The organism is Rhizobium sp. Root491 (genome assembly GCF_001427205.1).
Taxonomy (GTDB): Bacteria; Pseudomonadota; Alphaproteobacteria; order Rhizobiales; family Rhizobiaceae; genus Agrobacterium; species Agrobacterium tumefaciens.
On record NZ_LMFF01000001.1, the window covers coordinates 128,148 to 147,372 of the forward strand.

At 59.5% G+C, this 19,225-nt stretch carries 25 protein-coding genes; 10 read left to right on the forward strand and 15 right to left on the reverse strand.

The window, feature by feature from the left end:
- Nucleotides 1-6 precede the first annotated feature (6 nt).
- Together accC and aat are read left to right on the forward strand one after the other, a co-directional pair.
- Nucleotides 7-1,353, forward strand: coding sequence for an acetyl-CoA carboxylase biotin carboxylase subunit (accC, locus tag ASD46_RS00610; RefSeq protein ID WP_013635980.1), 1,347 nt, complete (start codon nucleotides 7-9; stop codon nucleotides 1,351-1,353).
- A 5-nt stretch (nucleotides 1,354-1,358) separates the two neighbouring features.
- Nucleotides 1,359-1,973 carry a leucyl/phenylalanyl-tRNA--protein transferase gene (aat, locus tag ASD46_RS00615; RefSeq protein WP_003512757.1) on the forward strand — a complete coding sequence of 205 codons (615 nt, stop codon included), beginning with the start codon at nucleotides 1,359-1,361 and terminating at the stop codon, nucleotides 1,971-1,973.
- Nucleotides 1,974-1,989: 16 nt separating this feature from the next.
- On the opposite strand, the gene ASD46_RS00620 is transcribed toward aat, so the two are convergent.
- From ASD46_RS00620 to gatB, 5 genes are all read right to left on the reverse strand, one after another.
- The gene (locus ASD46_RS00620) at nucleotides 1,990-2,427 is read right to left on the reverse strand and encodes a DUF2155 domain-containing protein (RefSeq protein ID WP_013635979.1); all 438 of its coding nucleotides are present in this window, start codon (nucleotides 2,425-2,427) and stop codon (nucleotides 1,990-1,992) included.
- Between the two features lie 145 nt (nucleotides 2,428-2,572).
- Nucleotides 2,573-2,971: an NADH:ubiquinone oxidoreductase subunit NDUFA12 gene (locus ASD46_RS00625; protein WP_013635978.1), complete on the reverse strand. Its 399-nt coding sequence runs from the start codon at nucleotides 2,969-2,971 to the stop codon at nucleotides 2,573-2,575.
- A 109-nt stretch (nucleotides 2,972-3,080) separates the two neighbouring features.
- Complete coding sequence (locus tag ASD46_RS00630) at nucleotides 3,081-3,554, reverse strand: GNAT family N-acetyltransferase (RefSeq protein ID WP_025593291.1); 474 nt, start codon at nucleotides 3,552-3,554, stop codon at nucleotides 3,081-3,083.
- Complete coding sequence (locus tag ASD46_RS00635; RefSeq protein WP_025593289.1) at nucleotides 3,551-4,048, reverse strand: GNAT family N-acetyltransferase; 498 nt, start codon at nucleotides 4,046-4,048, stop codon at nucleotides 3,551-3,553. The genes ASD46_RS00630 and ASD46_RS00635 overlap by 4 nt, the downstream gene beginning before the upstream one ends.
- Before the next feature lie 159 nt (nucleotides 4,049-4,207).
- Complete coding sequence (gene gatB, locus ASD46_RS00640; RefSeq protein WP_003512750.1) at nucleotides 4,208-5,713, reverse strand: Asp-tRNA(Asn)/Glu-tRNA(Gln) amidotransferase subunit GatB; 1,506 nt, start codon at nucleotides 5,711-5,713, stop codon at nucleotides 4,208-4,210.
- A 151-nt stretch (nucleotides 5,714-5,864) separates the two neighbouring features.
- Between gatB and ASD46_RS00645 the strand changes: the two genes are divergently transcribed.
- Nucleotides 5,865-6,197, forward strand: coding sequence for a DUF1294 domain-containing protein (locus tag ASD46_RS00645; RefSeq protein WP_025593287.1), 333 nt, complete (start codon nucleotides 5,865-5,867; stop codon nucleotides 6,195-6,197).
- Here ASD46_RS00645 and ASD46_RS00650 read toward each other — a convergent pair.
- On the reverse strand, nucleotides 6,179-6,688 hold the full coding sequence (locus tag ASD46_RS00650) for a GNAT family N-acetyltransferase (protein WP_003512748.1): 510 nt from the start codon (nucleotides 6,686-6,688) through the stop codon (nucleotides 6,179-6,181). The genes ASD46_RS00645 and ASD46_RS00650 overlap by 19 nt on opposite strands.
- A 298-nt stretch (nucleotides 6,689-6,986) precedes the next feature.
- On the opposite strand from ASD46_RS00650, the gene ASD46_RS00655 reads away from it, so the two are divergent.
- On the forward strand, nucleotides 6,987-7,244 hold the full coding sequence (locus tag ASD46_RS00655) for a YjhX family toxin (protein ID WP_003512746.1): 258 nt from the start codon (nucleotides 6,987-6,989) through the stop codon (nucleotides 7,242-7,244).
- Nucleotides 7,245-7,303: 59 nt separating this feature from the next.
- On the opposite strand, the gene gatA is transcribed toward ASD46_RS00655, so the two are convergent.
- The 3 genes from gatA to ASD46_RS27300 form a co-directional block, all read right to left on the reverse strand.
- Nucleotides 7,304-8,785 (reverse strand): Asp-tRNA(Asn)/Glu-tRNA(Gln) amidotransferase subunit GatA, encoded by a 1,482-nt coding sequence (gatA, locus tag ASD46_RS00660; RefSeq protein WP_060641777.1) that lies wholly within the window; start codon nucleotides 8,783-8,785, stop codon nucleotides 7,304-7,306.
- 55 nt (nucleotides 8,786-8,840) lie between these two features.
- Entirely contained in the window at nucleotides 8,841-9,128 is a 288-nt protein-coding gene (gatC, locus tag ASD46_RS00665; RefSeq protein WP_025593285.1) for an Asp-tRNA(Asn)/Glu-tRNA(Gln) amidotransferase subunit GatC, read from the reverse strand.
- Nucleotides 9,129-9,253: 125 nt separating this feature from the next.
- A complete protein-coding gene (locus ASD46_RS27300) occupies nucleotides 9,254-9,958 on the reverse strand; it encodes a metal-dependent hydrolase (RefSeq protein WP_025593283.1) in 705 nt (234 codons plus the stop codon).
- Nucleotides 9,959-10,042: 84 nt separating this feature from the next.
- Between ASD46_RS27300 and ASD46_RS27305 the strand changes: the two genes are divergently transcribed.
- Both ASD46_RS27305 and ruvX read left to right on the forward strand, forming a co-directional pair.
- Nucleotides 10,043-10,345 carry an alkylphosphonate utilization protein gene (locus ASD46_RS27305; protein ID WP_025593281.1) on the forward strand — a complete coding sequence of 101 codons (303 nt, stop codon included), beginning with the start codon at nucleotides 10,043-10,045 and terminating at the stop codon, nucleotides 10,343-10,345.
- Between the two features lie 15 nt (nucleotides 10,346-10,360).
- Nucleotides 10,361-10,840, forward strand: a complete 480-nt coding sequence (gene ruvX / locus ASD46_RS00680) for a Holliday junction resolvase RuvX (RefSeq protein WP_003512731.1) — start codon at nucleotides 10,361-10,363, stop codon at nucleotides 10,838-10,840.
- Here ruvX and ASD46_RS00685 read toward each other — a convergent pair.
- From ASD46_RS00685 to ASD46_RS00700, 5 genes are all read right to left on the reverse strand, one after another.
- Nucleotides 10,792-11,109 (reverse strand): DUF6105 family protein, encoded by a 318-nt coding sequence (locus ASD46_RS00685; protein WP_003512730.1) that lies wholly within the window; start codon nucleotides 11,107-11,109, stop codon nucleotides 10,792-10,794. The genes ruvX and ASD46_RS00685 overlap by 49 nt on opposite strands.
- Complete coding sequence (locus ASD46_RS26890; RefSeq protein WP_013635969.1) at nucleotides 11,106-11,267, reverse strand: hypothetical protein; 162 nt, start codon at nucleotides 11,265-11,267, stop codon at nucleotides 11,106-11,108. Before ASD46_RS26890 ends, ASD46_RS00685 begins: the two co-directional genes overlap by 4 nt.
- A 258-nt stretch (nucleotides 11,268-11,525) precedes the next feature.
- Nucleotides 11,526-12,170 carry a TetR/AcrR family transcriptional regulator gene (locus ASD46_RS00690; RefSeq protein ID WP_003512728.1) on the reverse strand — a complete coding sequence of 215 codons (645 nt, stop codon included), beginning with the start codon at nucleotides 12,168-12,170 and terminating at the stop codon, nucleotides 11,526-11,528.
- Between the two features lie 135 nt (nucleotides 12,171-12,305).
- Nucleotides 12,306-12,917, reverse strand: a complete 612-nt coding sequence (locus tag ASD46_RS00695) for a GNAT family N-acetyltransferase (RefSeq protein ID WP_025593279.1) — start codon at nucleotides 12,915-12,917, stop codon at nucleotides 12,306-12,308.
- A 139-nt stretch (nucleotides 12,918-13,056) separates the two neighbouring features.
- Nucleotides 13,057-14,709: an acyl-CoA dehydrogenase family protein gene (locus ASD46_RS00700; RefSeq protein ID WP_025593276.1), complete on the reverse strand. Its 1,653-nt coding sequence runs from the start codon at nucleotides 14,707-14,709 to the stop codon at nucleotides 13,057-13,059.
- A gap of 129 nt (nucleotides 14,710-14,838) precedes the next feature.
- On the opposite strand from ASD46_RS00700, the gene ASD46_RS00705 reads away from it, so the two are divergent.
- The 4 genes from ASD46_RS00705 to dprA are packed head-to-tail and all read left to right on the forward strand — an operon-like array spanning nucleotide 14,839 to nucleotide 18,896.
- Nucleotides 14,839-15,780 carry an aspartate carbamoyltransferase catalytic subunit gene (locus ASD46_RS00705; protein ID WP_003512724.1) on the forward strand — a complete coding sequence of 314 codons (942 nt, stop codon included), beginning with the start codon at nucleotides 14,839-14,841 and terminating at the stop codon, nucleotides 15,778-15,780.
- Entirely contained in the window at nucleotides 15,777-17,069 is a 1,293-nt protein-coding gene (locus tag ASD46_RS00710; protein WP_003512723.1) for a dihydroorotase, read from the forward strand. Before ASD46_RS00705 ends, ASD46_RS00710 begins: the two co-directional genes overlap by 4 nt.
- 48 nt (nucleotides 17,070-17,117) lie before the next feature.
- Nucleotides 17,118-17,735 carry a glycerol-3-phosphate 1-O-acyltransferase PlsY gene (gene plsY, locus ASD46_RS00715; protein WP_003512722.1) on the forward strand — a complete coding sequence of 206 codons (618 nt, stop codon included), beginning with the start codon at nucleotides 17,118-17,120 and terminating at the stop codon, nucleotides 17,733-17,735.
- A 21-nt stretch (nucleotides 17,736-17,756) separates the two neighbouring features.
- Nucleotides 17,757-18,896, forward strand: coding sequence for a DNA-processing protein DprA (gene dprA / locus ASD46_RS00720; RefSeq protein WP_025593273.1), 1,140 nt, complete (start codon nucleotides 17,757-17,759; stop codon nucleotides 18,894-18,896).
- On the opposite strand, the gene ASD46_RS26120 is transcribed toward dprA, so the two are convergent.
- Nucleotides 18,852-19,082 (reverse strand): hypothetical protein, encoded by a 231-nt coding sequence (locus ASD46_RS26120; protein ID WP_019565491.1) that lies wholly within the window; start codon nucleotides 19,080-19,082, stop codon nucleotides 18,852-18,854. The two genes, dprA and ASD46_RS26120, sit on opposite strands and share 45 nt — an antisense overlap.
- Between the last annotated feature and the right edge of the window lie 143 nt (nucleotides 19,083-19,225).

The following is a 19,225-nucleotide window of genomic DNA, read 5'->3' on the forward strand; positions in this document are numbered from 1 at the left end:
TTCAGCATGGTTTCGAAGATCCTCATAGCCAACCGCGGCGAGATTGCGCTGCGCGTCCTGCGCGCTGCCAAGGAGCTTGGCATTCCGACAGTCGCCGTGCATTCCACCGCAGACGCGGACGCCATGCATGTGCGCCTTGCCGACGAAAGTGTGTGCATCGGCCCGCCGCCTTCGCGTGACAGCTACCTCAACATCCACCAGATCGTTGCGGCCTGCGAAATCACCGGTGCGGACGCCGTTCATCCCGGCTACGGCTTCCTGTCGGAAAACGCCAAGTTCGCCGATATCCTCGACGCGCACGGCATTACCTTCATCGGACCGACCGCAGAGCATATCCGCCTTATGGGCGACAAGATCACCGCCAAGCAGACGGCGCAAGAACTCGGTATTCCCGTGGTTCCCGGCTCCGACGGCGAAGTGAAGCCCGAGAATGCGCTCGAAATCGCCCGGACGATCGGCTTCCCGGTCCTGATCAAGGCGACGGCAGGCGGCGGCGGTCGCGGCATGAAGGTGGCGAAGACGGAAGCGGATCTCGACGAGGCGGTCTCGACGGCCCGCTCCGAAGCGGCAGCTGCCTTCGGCAACGACGCCGTTTATATGGAAAAATACCTCGGCAAGCCGCGTCATATCGAAGTGCAGGTTTTCGGCGACGGTGAAGGCAACGCCATTCACCTTGGCGAACGCGACTGCTCGCTGCAGCGCCGTCACCAGAAGGTGCTGGAAGAGGCGAACTCCCCGGCCCTCACCGTTGAACAGCGCATGAAGATCGGCGAAATTTGTGCAAGCGCCATGCGCAAGCTGAAATATCGCGGTGCCGGCACCATCGAGTTCCTTTACGAAAACGGCGAGTTCTATTTTATTGAAATGAACACGCGTCTTCAGGTGGAACATCCGGTGACGGAAGCGATCACCGGCATGGACCTCGTGCAGGAACAGATCAGGGTTGCTTCGGGACAGGGCCTGTCGGTCACGCAGGCGGATATCGAATTCCATGGCCATGCCATCGAATGCCGTATCAATGCCGAGGACCCGCGCACATTCGTTCCCTCCCCCGGCACGTTGACCTATTTCCATACGCCGGGCGGCCTTGGCGTGCGCGTCGATTCGGGTGCCTATCAGGGCTACAAGATCCCGCCTTATTACGACAGCATGATCGGCAAGCTTATCGTTCACGGTCGCGACCGTGACGAATGCATCCGCCGTCTGCGCCGGGCACTGGACGAGTTCGTCGTCGACGGCATCAAGACCACGCTCCCGCTTTTCCAGGATCTTCTTCAGAACGAAGATATCCTCAGCGGCAATTACGACATTCACTGGCTGGAAAAATACCTGGCCGGTGATGCGTCTCACTAAGAGATATGGTTGGGAGGCGCAGCAAAAATAACGGCATAACCGTCGATATATTGCTGCGCGCCTATTCCGCCGGCCTGTTTCCGATGGCCGATTCGGCTGATGATCCCGAGCTTTTCTGGGTCGAGCCGGAAATACGCGGAATCATTCCGCTCAACGATTTCCACATTTCCAAAAGCCTCGCCAAGGCGATGCGCAAGAAGCCGTTCGAGATACGCTTCAATACCGCTTTCGAAGCGGTGATGGCAGGATGTGCGGCTGAAGCGCCGGACAGGCCGAGCACCTGGATCAACGCCACAATTCGCAAACTCTACACCGAACTGCACCAGATCGGCCATGCCCATAGTGTCGAGGCGTGGGATGGCAAGGAACTTGTCGGCGGACTTTACGGCGTATCGCTTGGGGCCGCATTCTTCGGCGAGAGCATGTTTTCCCGCCGCACCAACGCCTCGAAAATTTGCCTCGTGCATCTGGTGGAGCGGCTGAGAGCAAGCGGTTTCGTGTTGCTCGACACTCAATTCACCACCGAGCATCTGAAGACATTCGGCGCGATCGACGTGCCGAAGCAGCAATACGCGAAAATGCTCGATCAGGCCGTCAACCAGCCAGACCTGCAATTCTAAAAATCATAACGTAACGTTATTTGCTTGCCGTTGAGGGAGCGGGAACTTCGGAGTCCTGCTTGCAGCCCGTCAGCCATACGTCATAGATCGGGTGTTCGACAGCATTGAGGCCGGGGCTGTCGGCGAACATCCAGCCGGTGAAAATCCGCTTGATCTTGCGGTCGAGAGTGATTTCATCCACCTCGATGAAAGCATCGATCTTCTGGGCTTCCGTCTGGTCGCGCGAGTAACAGACCTTAGGCGTCACCTGGAGCGCGCCGAACTGAACCGTTTCGTCGATATAGACATCGAAAGACGTAATGCGGCCGGTGATCTTGTCGATGCCAGAAAACACTGCCACGCGGTTTTCAAGACGGGCGGCGGAGACGGGCGATACGAGGATGACAGCAGAGACCGCTGCAAACAGCGAGACTGTCAGCGCACGCAAAGAACGATCCCGCGTGAATATCCTCATACGATATGTCTCCAAAAAATTGCCTGTGTCGAGACGACGACCGGATCAACGCGTAAGGGCGGAATGTGGCAAAAACCGGTGAGGTCGTGTGCCAAGCGCGGCGTTTTGCACAACACCGCGCATCGCAATGCTCATTTTACCCTGCTCAGTTGCCGGGGGTCCAGGCGTCGTAGTCGCCGGTTACGCGTGGACGCTCGCCTGCGACCGCCAGCGATCCCTGTGGGCGATAGGCCTTGGATGTGCCGGTGAGGTTGGCCTGATGCGCCTTCTGCCATTCCCGCGGAACGTATGTTTCCTGGCTCGGCGGCACGTCGGTGCGGTAGTGCATCCAGCCATGCCAGCCGGGCGGAATGGCCGAAGCTTCGGCATAACCGTTATAGATCACCCAACGGCGCGGCATGCCCCAGGAGGTGGTGCCGCCTTCGTAATAGGTGTTGCCCAACTCGTCCTGTCCGACCTTCTTGCCGAAACGCCAGGTGTGAAACCGCGTTCCGATCGTCTGGCCGTTCCACCAGGTGAAGATTTGCGTCAGGAGAGTCTTCATTATGCGTTCCTCGGGCTTGAATGCGCCGCAGCGATTTTCCGTGCACGGCACAAGACAAGCTTATGCCGCCCCTCACGGCGATTGTCCAGTATTTCCCGATATATCCGCGCTATTTCAGCTTCATCCTGAAACCGAGATGCCGCTTCTCGAAACCCAGCCGCTCGTAAAAGCGATGGGCATCGAGCCTCGCCACGTTGGAGGTGAGCTGCACGGCTTTCATGCCCCTGGCGCGCGCTTCATCAAGGCAATAGTTGATCATGACCGCACCGATGCCACGGCCGCGCATGTCGGGCCGCGTCTGCACCGCTTCAATCACCATGGATTTGGCGCCGCGCCCGATAAGCTTGGTCAGGATGGCCGTCTGGAAAGTGCCGACGATCTCGCCGTCCAGTTCCGCCACGTAAAGCGTCTCGGTGGGGGACGCCTCGATATCGCGGAAGGCCGCGAGATAGTCCGGCAGCGCCGATTCGTCGGCCGTATCGCCGTGGCCTCCGATTTCGTCAGCGGCATAGATGGCCGCGAGTGCGGAAACATCCTCTTGCCGTGCCGCGCGGATTATCAGCGTATCTAATGTCGCATTCATCGTTTCAGGCTCTTTTCCATGACGATACCGGGAAAACCATCGATACCCGCCATGCGCTCGATTCGGTCAACCTCGCTAAATCCGACGCCTTCATAAAAGGCTATTGCGACAGTATTTTTGGGCTCCACTTCCAGACGCATGATTTCCGCATCCGGAAAGCAGGTTTCAAGCTCGGCGAAGAGATCGCGGCCGACCCCCTGACGCTGGAATTCGGGCCCGACATAAAGCTGGTGCAACAGGGCCGTCTTGCTCATCTTCGCAGACATGGAAGCATATGCCATACCGCCGATCTGCCGGCCATTATCGGCCACCAGAAATTCGCCGCCCTTTTTCTCGATGCGGTCCTTCATGGCCTGTGGCGAATGCCATGCGGCAATCAGCTCCTTCACCTTGTCTGCGCCGTAGATCGCGTCATAGGTCGCATGCCAGGTGGTAGCCAGAAGCGCCCGGACCGGCTCGATATCGCGCTGGCTTGCCGTGCGTATAAAAAACATGATGTTTGCTCCGTCTCGAAACAGAAATGCCGGGCGTGATCCCGGCATAAATCAATGTCAGTCCCAGTGCTCGACGTCATCCTCGGGCTTATGCCGAGAATGACGGATGAGAACTTGCTACTTCAATGCCTTTGTACAGGCACGGGAAGCAGCGTCCGCTTACTCGTCCTCGATGCCGAGCTTGGCCTTCACCAGCGCCTGCACGGCCTGCGGGTTGGCCTTGCCGCCCGTCGCCTTCATGACCTGGCCGACGAACCAGCCGGCAAGCGCCGGCTTCGCCTTCACCTTCTCGACCTGATCTGGGTTGGCGGCGATGATCTCGTCCACGGCCTTTTCGATGGCGCCGGTATCCGTCACCTGCTTCATGCCGCGCGTCTCGACGATTTCGGCCGGGTTGCCGCCCTCGTTCCAGACGATTTCGAACACATCCTTGGCGATCTTGCCGGAAATGGTCTCTGCCTTGATGAGATCGATAATGCCGCCCAGCTGTTCGGGAGAAACCGGCGTCGTCTCGATGTCCTTGCCTGATTTGTTCAGCGCACCGAGAAGATCATTGATGACCCAGTTGGCGGCGGCCTTCGGGTCGCGGCCGGCAGCAACCGACTCGTAATAATCGGCGATCGCCTTTTCCGAAACGAGGATCGAGGCGTCGTAGACCGACAGGCCAAGATCGGCGACGAAACGGGCTTTCTTGTCATCAGGCAGTTCCGGCAGATCGACCTTCAGCGCCTCGACGAAAGCATCGTCGAATTCGAGCGGCAGCAGGTCCGGATCAGGGAAATAGCGATAGTCATGCGCGTCTTCCTTGGAGCGCATGGAACGCGTCTCGCCCTTGCCGGGATCGAACAGGCGAGTTTCCTGATCGATGACACCGCCGTCTTCGAGAATGGCGATCTGGCGGCGCGCCTCATATTCGATGGCCTGGCCGACGAAGCGGATGGAGTTGACGTTCTTGATCTCGCAGCGCGTGCCGAAACCTTCGCCGGGACGGCGCACGGAGACGTTGACGTCGGCGCGCATCGAGCCTTCGTCCATGTTGCCGTCGCAGGTGCCGAGATAACGCACGATGGACCGCAGCTTGGTGAGATAGGCCTTTGCCTCATCTGACGAGCGCATGTCGGGCTTGGAGACGATTTCCATCAGCGCCACGCCCGAACGGTTCAGGTCCACGAAGGACATGGTCGGGTGCTGGTCGTGCATGGACTTGCCAGCGTCCTGCTCCAGATGCAGGCGCTCGATGCCGATCTCGATATCCTCGAAATTGCCCTGACGATCCGGACCCAGCGAAATCGTGATGATGCCCTCACCGACGATCGGGTCCTTGAACTGCGAAATCTGGTAGCCCTGCGGCAAATCCGGATAGAAATAGTTCTTGCGGTCGAAGATCGAACGGTTGTTGATCTTGGCCTTCAGGCCGAGACCGGTGCGCACCGCCTGCTTGACGCATTCCTCGTTGATGACGGGAAGCATGCCGGGCATGGCGGCGTCCACCAGCGACACGTTGGAGTTCGGCGCATTGCCGAAAGTGGTCGAAGCGCCGGAAAACAGCTTGGAATTGGAGAGAACCTGCGCATGCACCTCCAGGCCGATCACGATTTCCCAATCGCCGGTGGCGCCGGGAATGAAGCGTTTCGGGTCGGGGGTGCGCACGTCTACAAGGGTCATATGAAGCTCACGATATACGGGTTCTTTGGCCTTGGTGGGTAGAACAAATGGAGCGCGGGCGCAAGACATCTTGCACCCTGTCGCGCCAGGCACCGGATTTTCGCCGAAACCGGATACGCGTTTTTTACGGTTCTCAGTTTCTATTCACGTCATGACCATGATCGCTCTCTGCTTCATGACCTATATGGCCTTCAATCTTTTCGTCTTTCTTGTCTATTGGTGGGACAAGGAGGCCGCAAGAAAGGGTGGCTGGCGCATTCGGGAAAGTACTCTGTTATTGCTTGCTTTCATTGGCGGCAGCTTGGGCGCAGTCTCGGCTCAACAACTGCTGCGCCACAAAACCCGCAAGGAACCCTTCCGCAGCATCCTGATATCCATCGTAATTTTACAGGTGGGCCTTGTCGCGTCCCTTGCCATCATGCCGGACTGGCCGATACGGCTTGTAACCGGCCTGCAGACGCTCTCTCAGAACCCCGGCCCATAAAGGCCGCTCTCGACCTCGACCAGCTGCTTTTGCAGGCCGACGGATTGCACGTCGCGATCAAGCTTTGGCGCATAGGAGACGGAGAGCCAGTGGACGCTGTAACCGTGATGACGGAAAAAGGCGACCGCCGGTTCGTTCTGCGCATGGGTTTCAAGCCGGATGGTTTCGAAATCACGTTGCAATATCTGCCGTTCGATATCCGCAAGCAGGAGGCTGCCTATACCCCTGCGCTGAAAATCCGGATCGATCCAGAAATCGGAAATCGCCTCGTTGAAATGTTCCCGCGCCGCCCATCCGGCAACCGCGCCGCCGAACTCGGCCACGCGGATGGCAAGCCAGGACGAGCGGGTGAAATTGGAAAAGGCACTGGCTGCGTTATCGTAAAGCGTCGCGGTAATGCCGAGCGCCGTTGTGGCCTGCCGCCATGCCCTGAGGCCGATGGCTGCCAGAACCTCCGCTTCCTGCTCCTGCGCATTGCGAATGACGATCAAGCCGCGCCCTCCATGGCCCAACGAAGTAAAGCACCGGCGGTGCGATTCGGCCAGTGCGGTTTCCACACCGCCCTGCCCGCCCGGTCGGGTGATGCCCGTGGGACTTGACCGCGCAGGTCTCGCCCGCTAACCAAAAAGAGCAAACAAGGAGCTTTTATGTTCGCTCAATCGGAGTCCCGGTAACGGCCCTGCCCGCAAGTTTCTTGCGCGCCGGGCCATGATGAAACCGACCTGGATGCCTTAACGGCACCCGGACTTGTTTTCATGCGTCTAGAAGACGCCGACCGGATTTCCGACAATGGACATTTCCCGCGCCGAACAGCGCATTCTTCACCTGCTCGCCCAGGGCGGCAGCATCGAACTCGTTCGAGACGACCATCACAAAATCGAAAAACTCGCGCTCTATACGCGCGACGGCTGGATTTTCAGCGGCCTCGATCTCCTCACCTTCCGCAAACTGAAACGGAAGAGAGCCATCGCCTCCTCGGGCGGCAAGCCTTACCGCATCACGACGCGTGGCTTGGAACTCGTACGGGGTGAGCTGGACAATCGATAAAAACAAACGGGCGGCACTTGATGCCGCCCGTGACAATTATAGAGCTTTTTTTCAGCCGCTTACCACCACTTTGCAGGCGTGAACTTGCCGGCAGCCTGCTCGATGGCATGCGCCGTCTTGAAGAGCGTCTCTTCTTCGAAAGGCTTGCCGATGAGCTGCAAGCCGAGCGGCAGGCCCTTGCCGTCCAGGCCGGCAGGCACCGAGAGGCCGGGAAGACCGGCCATGTTGACCGTGATGGTGAAGACGTCCTGCAGGTACATCTTCACGGGATCGGAAGCGAGTTCCTCATCACCGACAGCGAAGGCGGAAGACGGGGTAATCGGCGCCAGAATGGCGTCGACGCCCTCATGGAAGACGTTTTCGAAATCGCGCTTGATCAGCGTGCGGACCTTTTGCGCCTTCAGGTAATAGGCGTCGTAATAACCGGCTGAAAGCACGTAGGTGCCGACCATGATACGGCGCTGCACTTCCTTGCCGAAACCGGCTGCACGGCTCTTCTCGTACATGTCGGCAATGTCCTTGCCGTCGACGCGCAGGCCGTAACGTACGCCGTCATAACGAGCGAGGTTGGACGAAGCTTCCGCGGGCGCGACGATGTAATAGGCCGGAAGCGCGTATTTGGTGTGCGGCAGCGAGATATCCACCACTTCGGCACCGGCATCGCGCAGCCATTCGACGCCCTTTGCCCAGAGCTTTTCGATTTCTTCCGGCATGCCATCGACGCGATATTCCCTGGGGATACCGATCTTCAGGCCCTTGAGCGACTGGCCGATGGCCTTTTCGTAATCCGGCACCGGCAGGTCGACGGAGGTCGTATCCTTTGCGTCAACGCTCGCCATCGTCTTCAACAGGATAGCGGCGTCGCGCACGTCACGGGCGATCGGGCCGGCCTGATCGAGCGAGGAAGCATAAGCAACAATGCCGTAACGCGAGCAACGGCCATAAGTGGGCTTGATGCCGACGGTGCCGGTAAAGGCCGCAGGCTGGCGGATGGAGCCGCCGGTGTCGGTTGCCGTGGCGCCGGCGCACAGATGCGCGGCAACGGCTGCGGCCGAACCGCCGGAGGAACCACCGGGCACCAGCTTCTGCTCGGAGCCATTGGCGCGCCAGGGATTGATGGCCGGACCGTACCAGGAGCTTTCGTTGGACGAGCCCATGGCGAACTCGTCCATGTTGAGCTTGCCGAGCATGACGGCGCCCTGGTCCCAAAGGTTCTGGGTGACGGTCGATTCGTATTTCGGCTTGAAGCCATCGAGAACATGCGAACACGCCTGCGTGTGCACGTCACGGGTGGCGAAAAGGTCTTTCACGCCAAGCGGAACGCCTTCCAGCTCGCCCGCCGCGCCTGCGGCGATGCGGCCATCGGAGGCTTTCGCCATGTCGCGCGCCTTTTCAGGCGTCAAGGCAACATAGGCGTTCAGCGCGCCGTTGGCGGCGTCGATGGCGGCAATATAGGCGTCGGTCAGCTCAAGGGCGGAAAACTCTTTCGTCTTCAGCTTTTCGCGGGCTTCGGCAATGGTCAGGCTCGTCAGGTCGGTCATGGTCGGCAACGGCTTTCGAAATCTTGGAAAAATCGGGCGGCAAACGGCGGTCGGATTACTCGACCACTTTCGGAACCATGAAGAAGTCCCGGTCGGTCGCAGGCGCATTGGCGACGATGTCTTCCGCCTTGTTGCCGTCGCTCACGACGTCGGCACGCTTTTTCATATCCACGGGGGTAACGGAGGTCATCGGCTCGACGCCGTCAACATTCACTTCCGAAAGCTGCTCCACGAAACCGAGTATGCCGTTCAACTGGCCAAGCATATTTTGTGCTTCGTCTTCAGTAACAGCGATACGGGCAAGGCGCGCAACGCGCTTTACGGTGGCGAGATCGACGGACATGGTTCTACTCCGGTCAGAATTTTCCTAACCGCTATAATCACCATGTCCGCCATTCGCAACGGTAGAAAGCATGTCGCGTAAAACTGTGTAGCGGTTTTGCTGTAGCGACATGCGTCAGCAAAATGTCAGAAGGACAGTATTTCGCCCGGCTTCGGCGTGTGGACGCGCGCATCCGATCCTTCCATGCCGGCCACGAACTTCTCCGGCGTCTGGTCAACGATCGGGAAGGAACCGTAGTGGCAGGGAATGACGTTGGCGAATTTGAAAAAGCGCTGGCAGGCGAGTGCAGCCACCGCACCACCCATGGTGAAGCGGTCGCCGATTGGCACGAGACCGATATCCGGCTGGTGCAATTCGTTGATGAGCTTCATGTCGGAGAAAATATCCGTATCGCCCATATGATAGACGGTCGGACCGTCTTCGAAATGCAGCATCAGTCCATTGGCGTTGCCGAGTGAATGGGAAACGCCATCCTCGGTGATCTGGGCGGATGAATGCAGTGCATTGGTGAAGGTTACGGAAAAACCGTCGAAATGTACCGTGCCGCCGGTATTACCCATATCGACCTTCGCCACGCCCTTGGTGGAAAGCCAGGCGGCGAGATCGGCATTGGCAAGCACAGTCGCGCCCGTTTCGCGAGCAAGCTGGACGGTATCCCCCACATGATCGCCGTGGCCGTGGGTCAGGAGAATATGGGTGATGCCTTCAGCCGCACTTTTCGCATCCTGTCCGGCAAAACCGGGATTGCCGGTGAAAAACGGATCGATAAGGATCTTCGCGCTGCCGTTTTCAAGGCGGAAGGCGGAATGGCCGAGCCAGGTGATTTTCATGGGAAGTTCTCCTTTGTATTGCCCGTATATTATGACATAGGACGGCTTGAACAACCGCACTACCGATATTTCAGAGAGGCGACAATGGCCGCAGATAATGACGATTACGTGTATGACGAGGCGACCGGCGAATGGCGGCCTGCGTCCGAGCTGGCCGCAGAAGCTTCGCGCGCGAACGAAGTGCGCGATGCGGCAGGCAACGTGCTTGCGGATGGTGACCAGGTAACGCTGATCAAGGATCTGAAGGTCAAAGGCACCAATACGGTCATCAAGCAGGGCACTGTCATCAAATCGATCCGCCTGACCGGAAATCCGGAAGAAATCGATTGCAGGCACGAGACGGTTAAGGGTCTGGTGCTGCGCACCGAATTCGTCCGCAAAAGATAAAGGACAGCGTACGACATGGCGATACTTACCATCGAGGAGCTCGCGGAAACGCTTCAGCCGGCACAGGCGATTGCGGGCCTCGACCTTGGGACGAAAACCATCGGCCTTGCCATGTCGGACCTGTCGCGGCGCTTCGCCACGCCGCGCCCCGTCATCAAACGGGTCAAATTCACTAGGGATGCCGAGGTGCTGCTGGCCTTTGCCGAAAAGGAAAAGGTATCCGCTTTCATCATCGGCCTGCCCATAAACATGGATGGATCGGCCGGACCACGCGCGCAGGCAACTCGCGCCTTCGTTCGTACCATGGGGGAAAAAACCGCCCTGCCCTTCATTTTCTGGGATGAACGGCTTTCAACGGTCGCCGCCGAACGTGTGCTTCTGGAAATGGATGTCTCACGCGCCAAACGGGCCGAACGCATCGATTCGGCAGCCGCAAGCTTCATTCTTCAGGGCGCGCTGGACAGGCTTTCGGCACTCGCCCGCGCAACGGGCTGACGTCCCTGCCACCAATTGGCAATCTGTTTTCGCTTGCGGAAAGCAAGGATCGCAAAAACGATCAGGCTGTCGACCGCTATGGCGCGCGCGACCAGCGGCGGCAGGCTTTCCGGCGGCAGGCCGAGGATATTGCCGTAAATCTGGAATACCAGATCATGCGTCTGGCGCGTCAGCATGAAGAAGCCGAAGCTCAAGTCGTAATAGGATAGCCAGTACCAGCTGCCGAGCAATGCAACGGGACCGGCCCAGAGGATCAAAAACCACTTCATGCAGTCTGCTCCCGCGTGAAAATCGTATCGGGAATGCCAGCAAGCACCGCCCAGCGCACCAGAGCCATCAGGCAAAGGTTAAACGCTGGCGCGTCAATATCCAACGGCAGCATAGCAAAAAACGTCATCATGACGCCCAAAGCTGTCCAGCGGCTCACTTGCGGCTCCCTTATACGCAGTCATTGCGCATGGTTAACATTTTGTTAATTCACACTGGACCGGTAGCCATGGCTAAGCAAATGAAAGCTGTCGGTATGGTTAACGGTGGCCGGTCCGGCTGTGGAAAACACCCCTCACGAAGCCAACGGCATGCGATGCCGCAAGGTTGCCGGACCACTGAAAACATGGTTGATTTTTCGTCAAATAACGGCCGATTTTGTTAAGGCGACCGTCTCGCCCGGCTCGTTACGCCGCGCTCAGCCGTAAACGCCGCGCACCAGTCTTTTGACGGCGGTTGCAATCTTGTCCCAGTCCTTGTCCGACTTCAACGGCACGCCGGCGAACTGGCCGCTGGTGGCGGCGGAAATCACGAGATGCTGGATGGCGGCGAACAACACGGCATTGACGGCTGCGGTATCTACGCCCTTGGGTGCTGCCAGCGATCCGCGCATGCGCTCCAGCCATTTGCCAAGCGATTTGGCACGGGCTTCGGCAAGCTGCCTGACCTGCGGCGAGCCATCCGACACTTCCCAGGCAATGATCTTGCAGACGAGAGGATCGCTGCGCAGCGCATCCATGAAATAAAGCGCCAGCTTTTCCATGAGATCGCCATAGGTCAACAGGAACATGCCGCCGGTATCTTCAGGAATACGGTCCTTCACCCAGGATCCGAGATCCTCGCCGATCGCCTCGATCAACCCTTCCAGACCACCGAAATAACGGTAGATCAGCTGCTTGTCGCATCCGGCGCGGCGGGCAACGGCATTGATGCCAAAACCCTGAAAGCCCTCTTCGGCCAGAAGCGACCGGGCCGCCTCAAAAATCGCCTTTTCGGTCGCAGCGCGATCCTTGATGCGCTTTTCCGGCTTGTCGGCTGAAATCACCTCTGCGGTCGCCAGCATGCTTCCCTACCCGTCTTTTTAAAGGCCTGACCCAACGGGTTAACAAAGCATGAAGACGAGGACAATGCAGCGCAGCGGCTGGGGAGAAGGTTCCTGTGGATGAATGAAGATCGAGGACCCGTACCCCGCAAATAATCACTCCAGCGCCATTCCAAACCACACGGTGCCTGGTGTGTCGTGGGTTTCGAGACGTTTGAAGCCGCGGGTTTCCCAAAAGCGGATACCCGCCTCGTTGCGCTCGCTGGCGCCGAGGTGGATGCCGTAGACGTTGTTTTGTCTCGCCATATCCAGCCAGCGCGACAAAAGCCGCGTGCCGCCGCCCTTGCCCTGCGTGCGTGGCAGAAGGTTCAGGTGGATATGGGCCGGAAACGGATCGGTCAGCCAGGTTGGCGTGTGGCGCGGGTGGTGGATGAAATGTGCACGGCGCTGATCGGCGTCCCATGTTTGCTGGTCGCCAACGGGGTCGGGATAAAGGACGCGCAGATGCGGCCACCACTCACGCTCCAGCCGCTCATCATGCAAGGCGGTATCGAGCGCGCCGGCGATGTAGCCGCAGACACCCTCTTCGTCTTCCGCCACAAAAACGGCATCGGGCCACAGATGCAGATAAGGCACGGAATAAATATGCCCCACCATGCGGCCATCGCGATAAAGCGGGGTGGCATCCTGCCCGGCATCGCCGGTGGCAAGACTGATGGCGTAGAGCGCCTCTTCATCTTCAGGACGGGCGGAGCGGAAGGTCAGCATCTGCTATCGACCTCCATCTCCATGCGCGCGCACGCGCCCGACGACTGAAAGACAGAAATACGCCCCACGCCAACGCCTTTTCTCAAATCCGATACCCCTCCCACAGGGACTGCAACAACAGCTTTCCACCCTTTATCCGTCAGGACGCGGGCGGATACAATAAATCGATTATATAATTCGGATCAAAGCGAGAATCGAGCATGCCGTAAGTATGTCGCCAACCACCCGCCAGACGGGTTTCGAGGAAGGCGTCTGCGATCTTGCCGGCACCGAGCCGGCAAAGCTCGGCGGCAGCGGCAGCAAGTGCGAATTGCTCCACCAGCAGGCGGGCGGCACCCTCATCGCGTTCGGCAAGCGCGATTGCGGCGCGCAGCACATCCGTGGTCTTTTTTCCGGCGGGTCCGAGGTCGCGCTCCAGCGTCTGGAAAACGAGATCGAACAGATCCTTGCCGCGCTGAAGAACACGCAGCACATCCAGCGCCATGACGTTGCCGGAGCCTTCCCAGATGGCATTGACCGGCGCTTCGCGGTAGTGGCGGGCAATCGGCCGTTCTTCCACATATCCGTTGCCGCCAAGGCACTCCATCGCCTCGTAGATCAACGCCGGCGCGATCTTGCAGCACCAGTATTTCACAATCGGCGTCATCACCCGCGCATAGGCCGCCTCGGCGGCATTGTTGCGGGCGGCATCGAATGCCGATGCCAGCCGGAAGGAAAGTGCCGTCGCGGCTGCGACATCCAACGCCATATCGGCGAGAACGCGCGTCATGATCGGCTGGCTGACCAGCGTCTTGCCGAAGACGGAACGGCCGCGTGCGAAATGCACGGCTTCTGCGAGCGAAGCGCGCATCATGCCTGATGATGCCAGCGCGCAGTCGAGCCGCGTCAGCGTCACCATGTCGAGAATGGTGCGCACACCGCTGCCCGGCTCACCCAGAAGATAACCGAAAGCATCGGTAAACTCGACTTCGGCGGAGGCGTTGGAGCGGTTGCCGAGCTTGTCCTTCAGGCGCTGGAAATGCAGGCCGTTGGCAGAACCGTCTTCCAGATAACGCGGCACCAGGAAACAGCCCATGCCGTCGCCCATCTGCGCCAGCATGACGAAACCGTCGCTCATCGGCGCGGAGAGGAACCATTTGTGGCCGGACAGGCGATAGATGCCCTCGCCCACCCGCTCCGCCGTGCTGCGGTTGGCGCGCACATCCGTGCCGCCCTGTTTTTCCGTCATGCCCATGCCGACGGTGACGGCGGTTTTCTGCAAGGCCGGCTTCTGCGAGGAATCATATTTCCGCGACAGTATCTTCGGCACCCATTCCTTCTGCACACGCGACGAGGTCATGATGGCGGCAACGGAGGCGCTGGTCATGGTCAACGGGCACAGATGCCCGGCCTCGAGCTGCGAGGTCAGATAAAATTTGGTGGCGCGCGCCTTGTGTTCATTGCCGCGCGTCTCAGCCGCATTTTCCCAGACGCTGGAATGAAGACCCGATGACATGGAACGGCGCATCAGTGCGTGCCATGCGGGATGGAACTCAACCTGATCGAGACGTTCGCCGCGCGGGCCATGCGTGTGCAGCTGCGGCACGCCCTGATTGGCCATGCGCGCCAGTTCCTGCGCTTCGTGCGAGGTGACGTAACGGCCGAGCTGGTCGAACTCGTCTCTCAGATTGCGTGACAGGCCGGATGTGAGGTCGACGATCAGCGGATCGGAACGATAGGCATTGATACCGGACCATAGGCTAGGCTGGTTTAGTTCGGCGAGCGATTCTTCTGTCCGGTTCATGCCTGTCATTCGCATCCTTCTATCGGGATTCGTGCTTTATTGCGTGTATATGCCAAAACCCGGCTTATCGCATGCTTGCCCGCAAAGCCACCTGTCTTTATAGACCCGTTGACTATTGCGACCCGGAGGACAATTTCCATGGTCTATTTTCCCCACCGCCATCTCCTCGGCATAAAGGGGCTTTCCCATCAGGATATAACCCTGCTTCTCGACAAGGCCGACGAAGCGGTGAAAATCAGCCGTCAGCGCGAGAAAAAAACCTCGACGCTTCGGGGCCTCACGCAGATCAACCTGTTCTTCGAAGCTTCGACCCGGACACAATCCTCCTTCGAACTTGCCGGAAAACGGCTTGGCGCCGATGTGATGAACATGTCGGTCAGCAATTCCTCGGTGAAGAAGGGCGAAACTCTGATCGACACGGCGATGACGCTGAACGCCATGCGCCCCGATGTGCTGATCGTGCGTCACTCCTCGGCCGGTGCCGCAGCCCTTCTCGCGCAGAAGGTTGCCTGCTCTGTGGTCAATGCCGGCGACGGCCAGCATGAACACCCGACGCAGGCCCTTCTCGACGCGCTGACCATTCGCCGCGCCAAGGGTGATCTTTCGGGAATAACGGTGGCGATCTGCGGCGACGTACTGCATTCGCGCGTTGCCCGCTCCAACATCATCCTGCTCAACCAGATGGGCGCGCGCGTGCGCGTCGTGGCTCCCGCGACGCTTCTTCCCTCCGGTATCCGCGACATGAGCGTCGAGGTCTTCCATGACATGAAGGAAGGCCTGAAGAACGCCGATGTGGTGATGATGCTGCGCCTGCAGCGCGAGCGCATGTCCGGCTCCTTCGTGCCTTCGGTGCGCGAATATTTCCACTATTACGGTCTCGATGCCGAAAAGTTGAAGGCAGCGAAAGAAGATGCGCTGGTCATGCATCCCGGCCCGATGAACCGTGGCGTGGAAATCTCATCCGAAGTGGCTGATGGTCCGCAGAGCGTCATCGAAAGCCAGGTGGAAATGGGGGTTGCCGTGCGCATGGCTGTCATGGAAACCCTGCTTGTCTCGCAAAATCAGGGTGAGCGCGTATGAGTGCCGTGACCGTTCTCAAAAACCTTCGCATCGTTGATCCCTCCCGCAATCTGGACGAGGTGGGCAGCATCGTCATCGGTGCCGATGGCACGATCCTCGCCTCCGGCGGGCAGGCACACAACCAGGGTGTGCCCGAGGGTGCGACGGTTCGCGACTGCAAGGGGCTGCTGGCCGTTCCCGGTCTGGTGGATGCCCGCGTCTTTGTCGGTGAGCCGGGTGGCGAACACCGTGAAACGATCGAATCCGCTTCGCGCGCGGCAGCGGCCGGCGGCGTCACCAGCATCATCGTCATGCCGGACACCGACCCCGTTATCGACGACATTGCGCTGGTCGAATATGTAAAAAAGGCGGCACGCGACAAGGCGCTCGTCAATGTGCATCCCGCCGCAGCCCTGACCAAGGGCCTCAACGGCGAGGAAATGACCGAGATCGGCATGCTGAAGGAAGCCGGTGCGGTTGCCTTCACCAATGGCCGCAGGGCGCTTTCCGACACGCTGGTGCTGCGCCGCGCCATGACCTATGCGCGCGAATTGGGTGCGGTGATTGCACTTGAGACCCGCGACAAATATATCGGCGGCGGCGACATGAACGAGGGGCTTTTCGCAAGCTGGCTCGGTCTGTCCGGAATCCCCAAGGAAGCCGAGATCATTCCGCTGGAGCGCGACCTGCGCATTGCCGGTCTGACGCAAGCGATCTATCACGCCGCCAAGATTTCCGTGCCGGAGTCGGCAGAAGCGATCCGTCTTGCCCGGCAGCGGGGCGTCAAGGCGACCTGCGGCATCTCGATCAACCATCTGACGCTGAACGAGAACGATATCGGCGAATACCGTACCTTCTTCAAGCTCTCACCTCCCTTGCGCGCCGAAGACGACCGCAAGGCCATGGTCGAGGCGCTGAAGGATGGCACGATCGACATCATCGTTTCCTCGCACGACCCGCAGGACGTGGACACCAAGCGCCTGCCCTTTTCGGATGCGGCAAGCGGTGCGGTGGGGCTGGAAACCATGCTGGCGGCGGCGCTTCGCCTTCACCATAGCGGCGAGGTTCCGCTGATGCGGTTGATCGATGCGCTTTCCACCCGCCCGGCGAAAATCTTCGGACTGGATGCGGGAACGCTTAATGCCGGCGCGAAGGCTGATATCACGCTGATCGACCTGGACGAGCCTTGGCTGGTTGCGAGAGATCAACTGGTGTCGAAATCCAAGAATACGCCGTTTGAGGATGCCCGTTTCAGCGGCCGCGCTGTCGCCACTTATGTGGCTGGCAAAGCGGTTCATTCCTTGGCATAAGATCACGGGCATGGGATCACGCAGGCGCGCGACGAGAGGGAACGTTGAATGAGTGCTTTGACTGACTGGCAGACGGCGCCTGCCCTTCTCGCGCTTGCGGCGCTGATTGGCTACCTATTCGGCTCGATACCCTTCGGCCTGCTTCTTACCCGCATGGCGGGGCTGGGCGATGTGCGCAAGATTGGTTCCGGCAATATTGGCGCCACCAATGTGCTGCGCACCGGCAACAAGAAGCTCGCCGCAGCGACATTGCTGCTCGATGCGCTGAAGGGCACCGCCGCAGTGCTCGTCGCCAATGCGCTCTGGGGTTACGAGGCGTCGCTGGTTGCCGGTTTCTTTGCCTTTCTCGGCCATCTGTTTCCGGTGTGGCTCGGTTTCAAGGGCGGCAAGGGCGTGGCGACCTATATCGGCGTGCTTTTAGGCGCTGCCCCCCTGATGATGCTGGCTTTTGCGCTGATCTGGCTCGCAACCGCGTTCATCACCCGGTATTCCTCGCTGTCGGCGCTGGTTGCCATGCTTGTGATCCCGGTCGCCCTATGGATAGTCGGGCCTGAAAAGACGGCGCTTCTGGTAACGTTGCTGAGCGTGATTTCCTGGTGGAAACACCGGGAAAACATCGCACGGCTTCTGGCCGGCACGGAAAGCAGGATCGGGCAAAAGGGCTAAGGCCAGCTTTAGGGATACGTCATGCCGCATGAGGAAACGACACGGCAGGGCATAGAGCTTTCCGCGCGGCAGCGGGTCGCATGGCTTCGGCTGATCCGCAGCGACAATATCGGCCCCGTCACCTTCCGCGAACTCATCAATCATTTTGGCAGCGCTGAAAAAGCGCTTTCTGCCCTGCCCGAGCTTTCAAGGCGCGGCGGTTCATTGCGCAGCCCGCGCATTGCCACACAGGCGGAAGCGGAAGGCGAAATCGAAACGGCTGAAAGATTCGGCGCTCGCTTCGTCGGCATCGGTGAGCCGGACTATCCGCCTGCCCTGCGACAGCTCGACGGCGCGCCGCCACTGATCGCCATGAAGGGATCAGCATCCACCGCAACAAGACCTTGCGTCGGCATCGTCGGATCACGCAACGCCTCCATCAACGGCGCGAAATTCGCCGCGATGCTGGCGCGCGATTGCGGTCGTGCGGGCTATACGATCGCATCCGGGCTGGCGCGCGGCATCGATGCGGCAGCGCACCGGGCCAGCCTTGCAACCGGCACGGTGGCCATGCTGGCGGGCGGTCTCGACCGTCCCTACCCTCAGGAAAATTTCGGGCTCTTGCAGGACATCTACGAACAGGGCGGCGCGACGATCAGCGAAATGCCCTTCGGCTGGGAGCCACGCGCGCGGGATTTCCCCCGCCGCAACCGGCTGATATCAGGCGTCTCACTCGGCGTCGTCATAGTGGAAGCGGCGGAACGATCCGGTTCGCTGATCACGGCGCGGCTTGCCGGCGAAGCGGGCCGGCTGGTTTTCGCCGTGCCAGGCTCCCCACTCGATGCGCGCTGCGAAGGCACCAACCGGCTGATCAAGGAAGGCGCGATGCTGACCACGGGGGCGGCCGATATTCTCGATGCGCTACGACCGCTGATGGAACCGCAATTGCCCTATGACCGCAAGGTCGAGGAACCACGACCCGATGAGGAAATGTCACCGCCCGGAGATGACGAGCGCAGCATCGTTGCCGCCGCTCTCGGGCACTCGCCCGTCGAAACGGACGACATCATTCGCCACACGGGTTTTTCCGCGGCCACGGTTCACATGGTGCTGCTGGAACTCGATATTGCCGGGCGGTTAAACCGGCACGCCGGGGGGCGGGTTTCGCTCCTCGCGGATTGATAGCTTGCGCCGCCCGCTCTGGATATCGCCGACTTCCACATAGGCCATTTCAATCAGATAGCACAGCATGTCGGCGCCCTCGCGATTGGCGACGAGCCTCAGTTCCGCGAGCATCTGGCGAATGTAAGCCAAGTTCTCTCTGGTCCCTTCATTATCGGCATTATTGTTTGTTGCGTTCGGGACCATATATCTATCCTGGAATTTCAACCTGAAACAAAGATCATTACGTCAATTCAAATCATGTTGGTCACTATAACAAATTTACCAAAGATTGCAATACAACGACAGATTATCCATAGGTTGCAATTGCCTTGGAGCGATAAAATCGG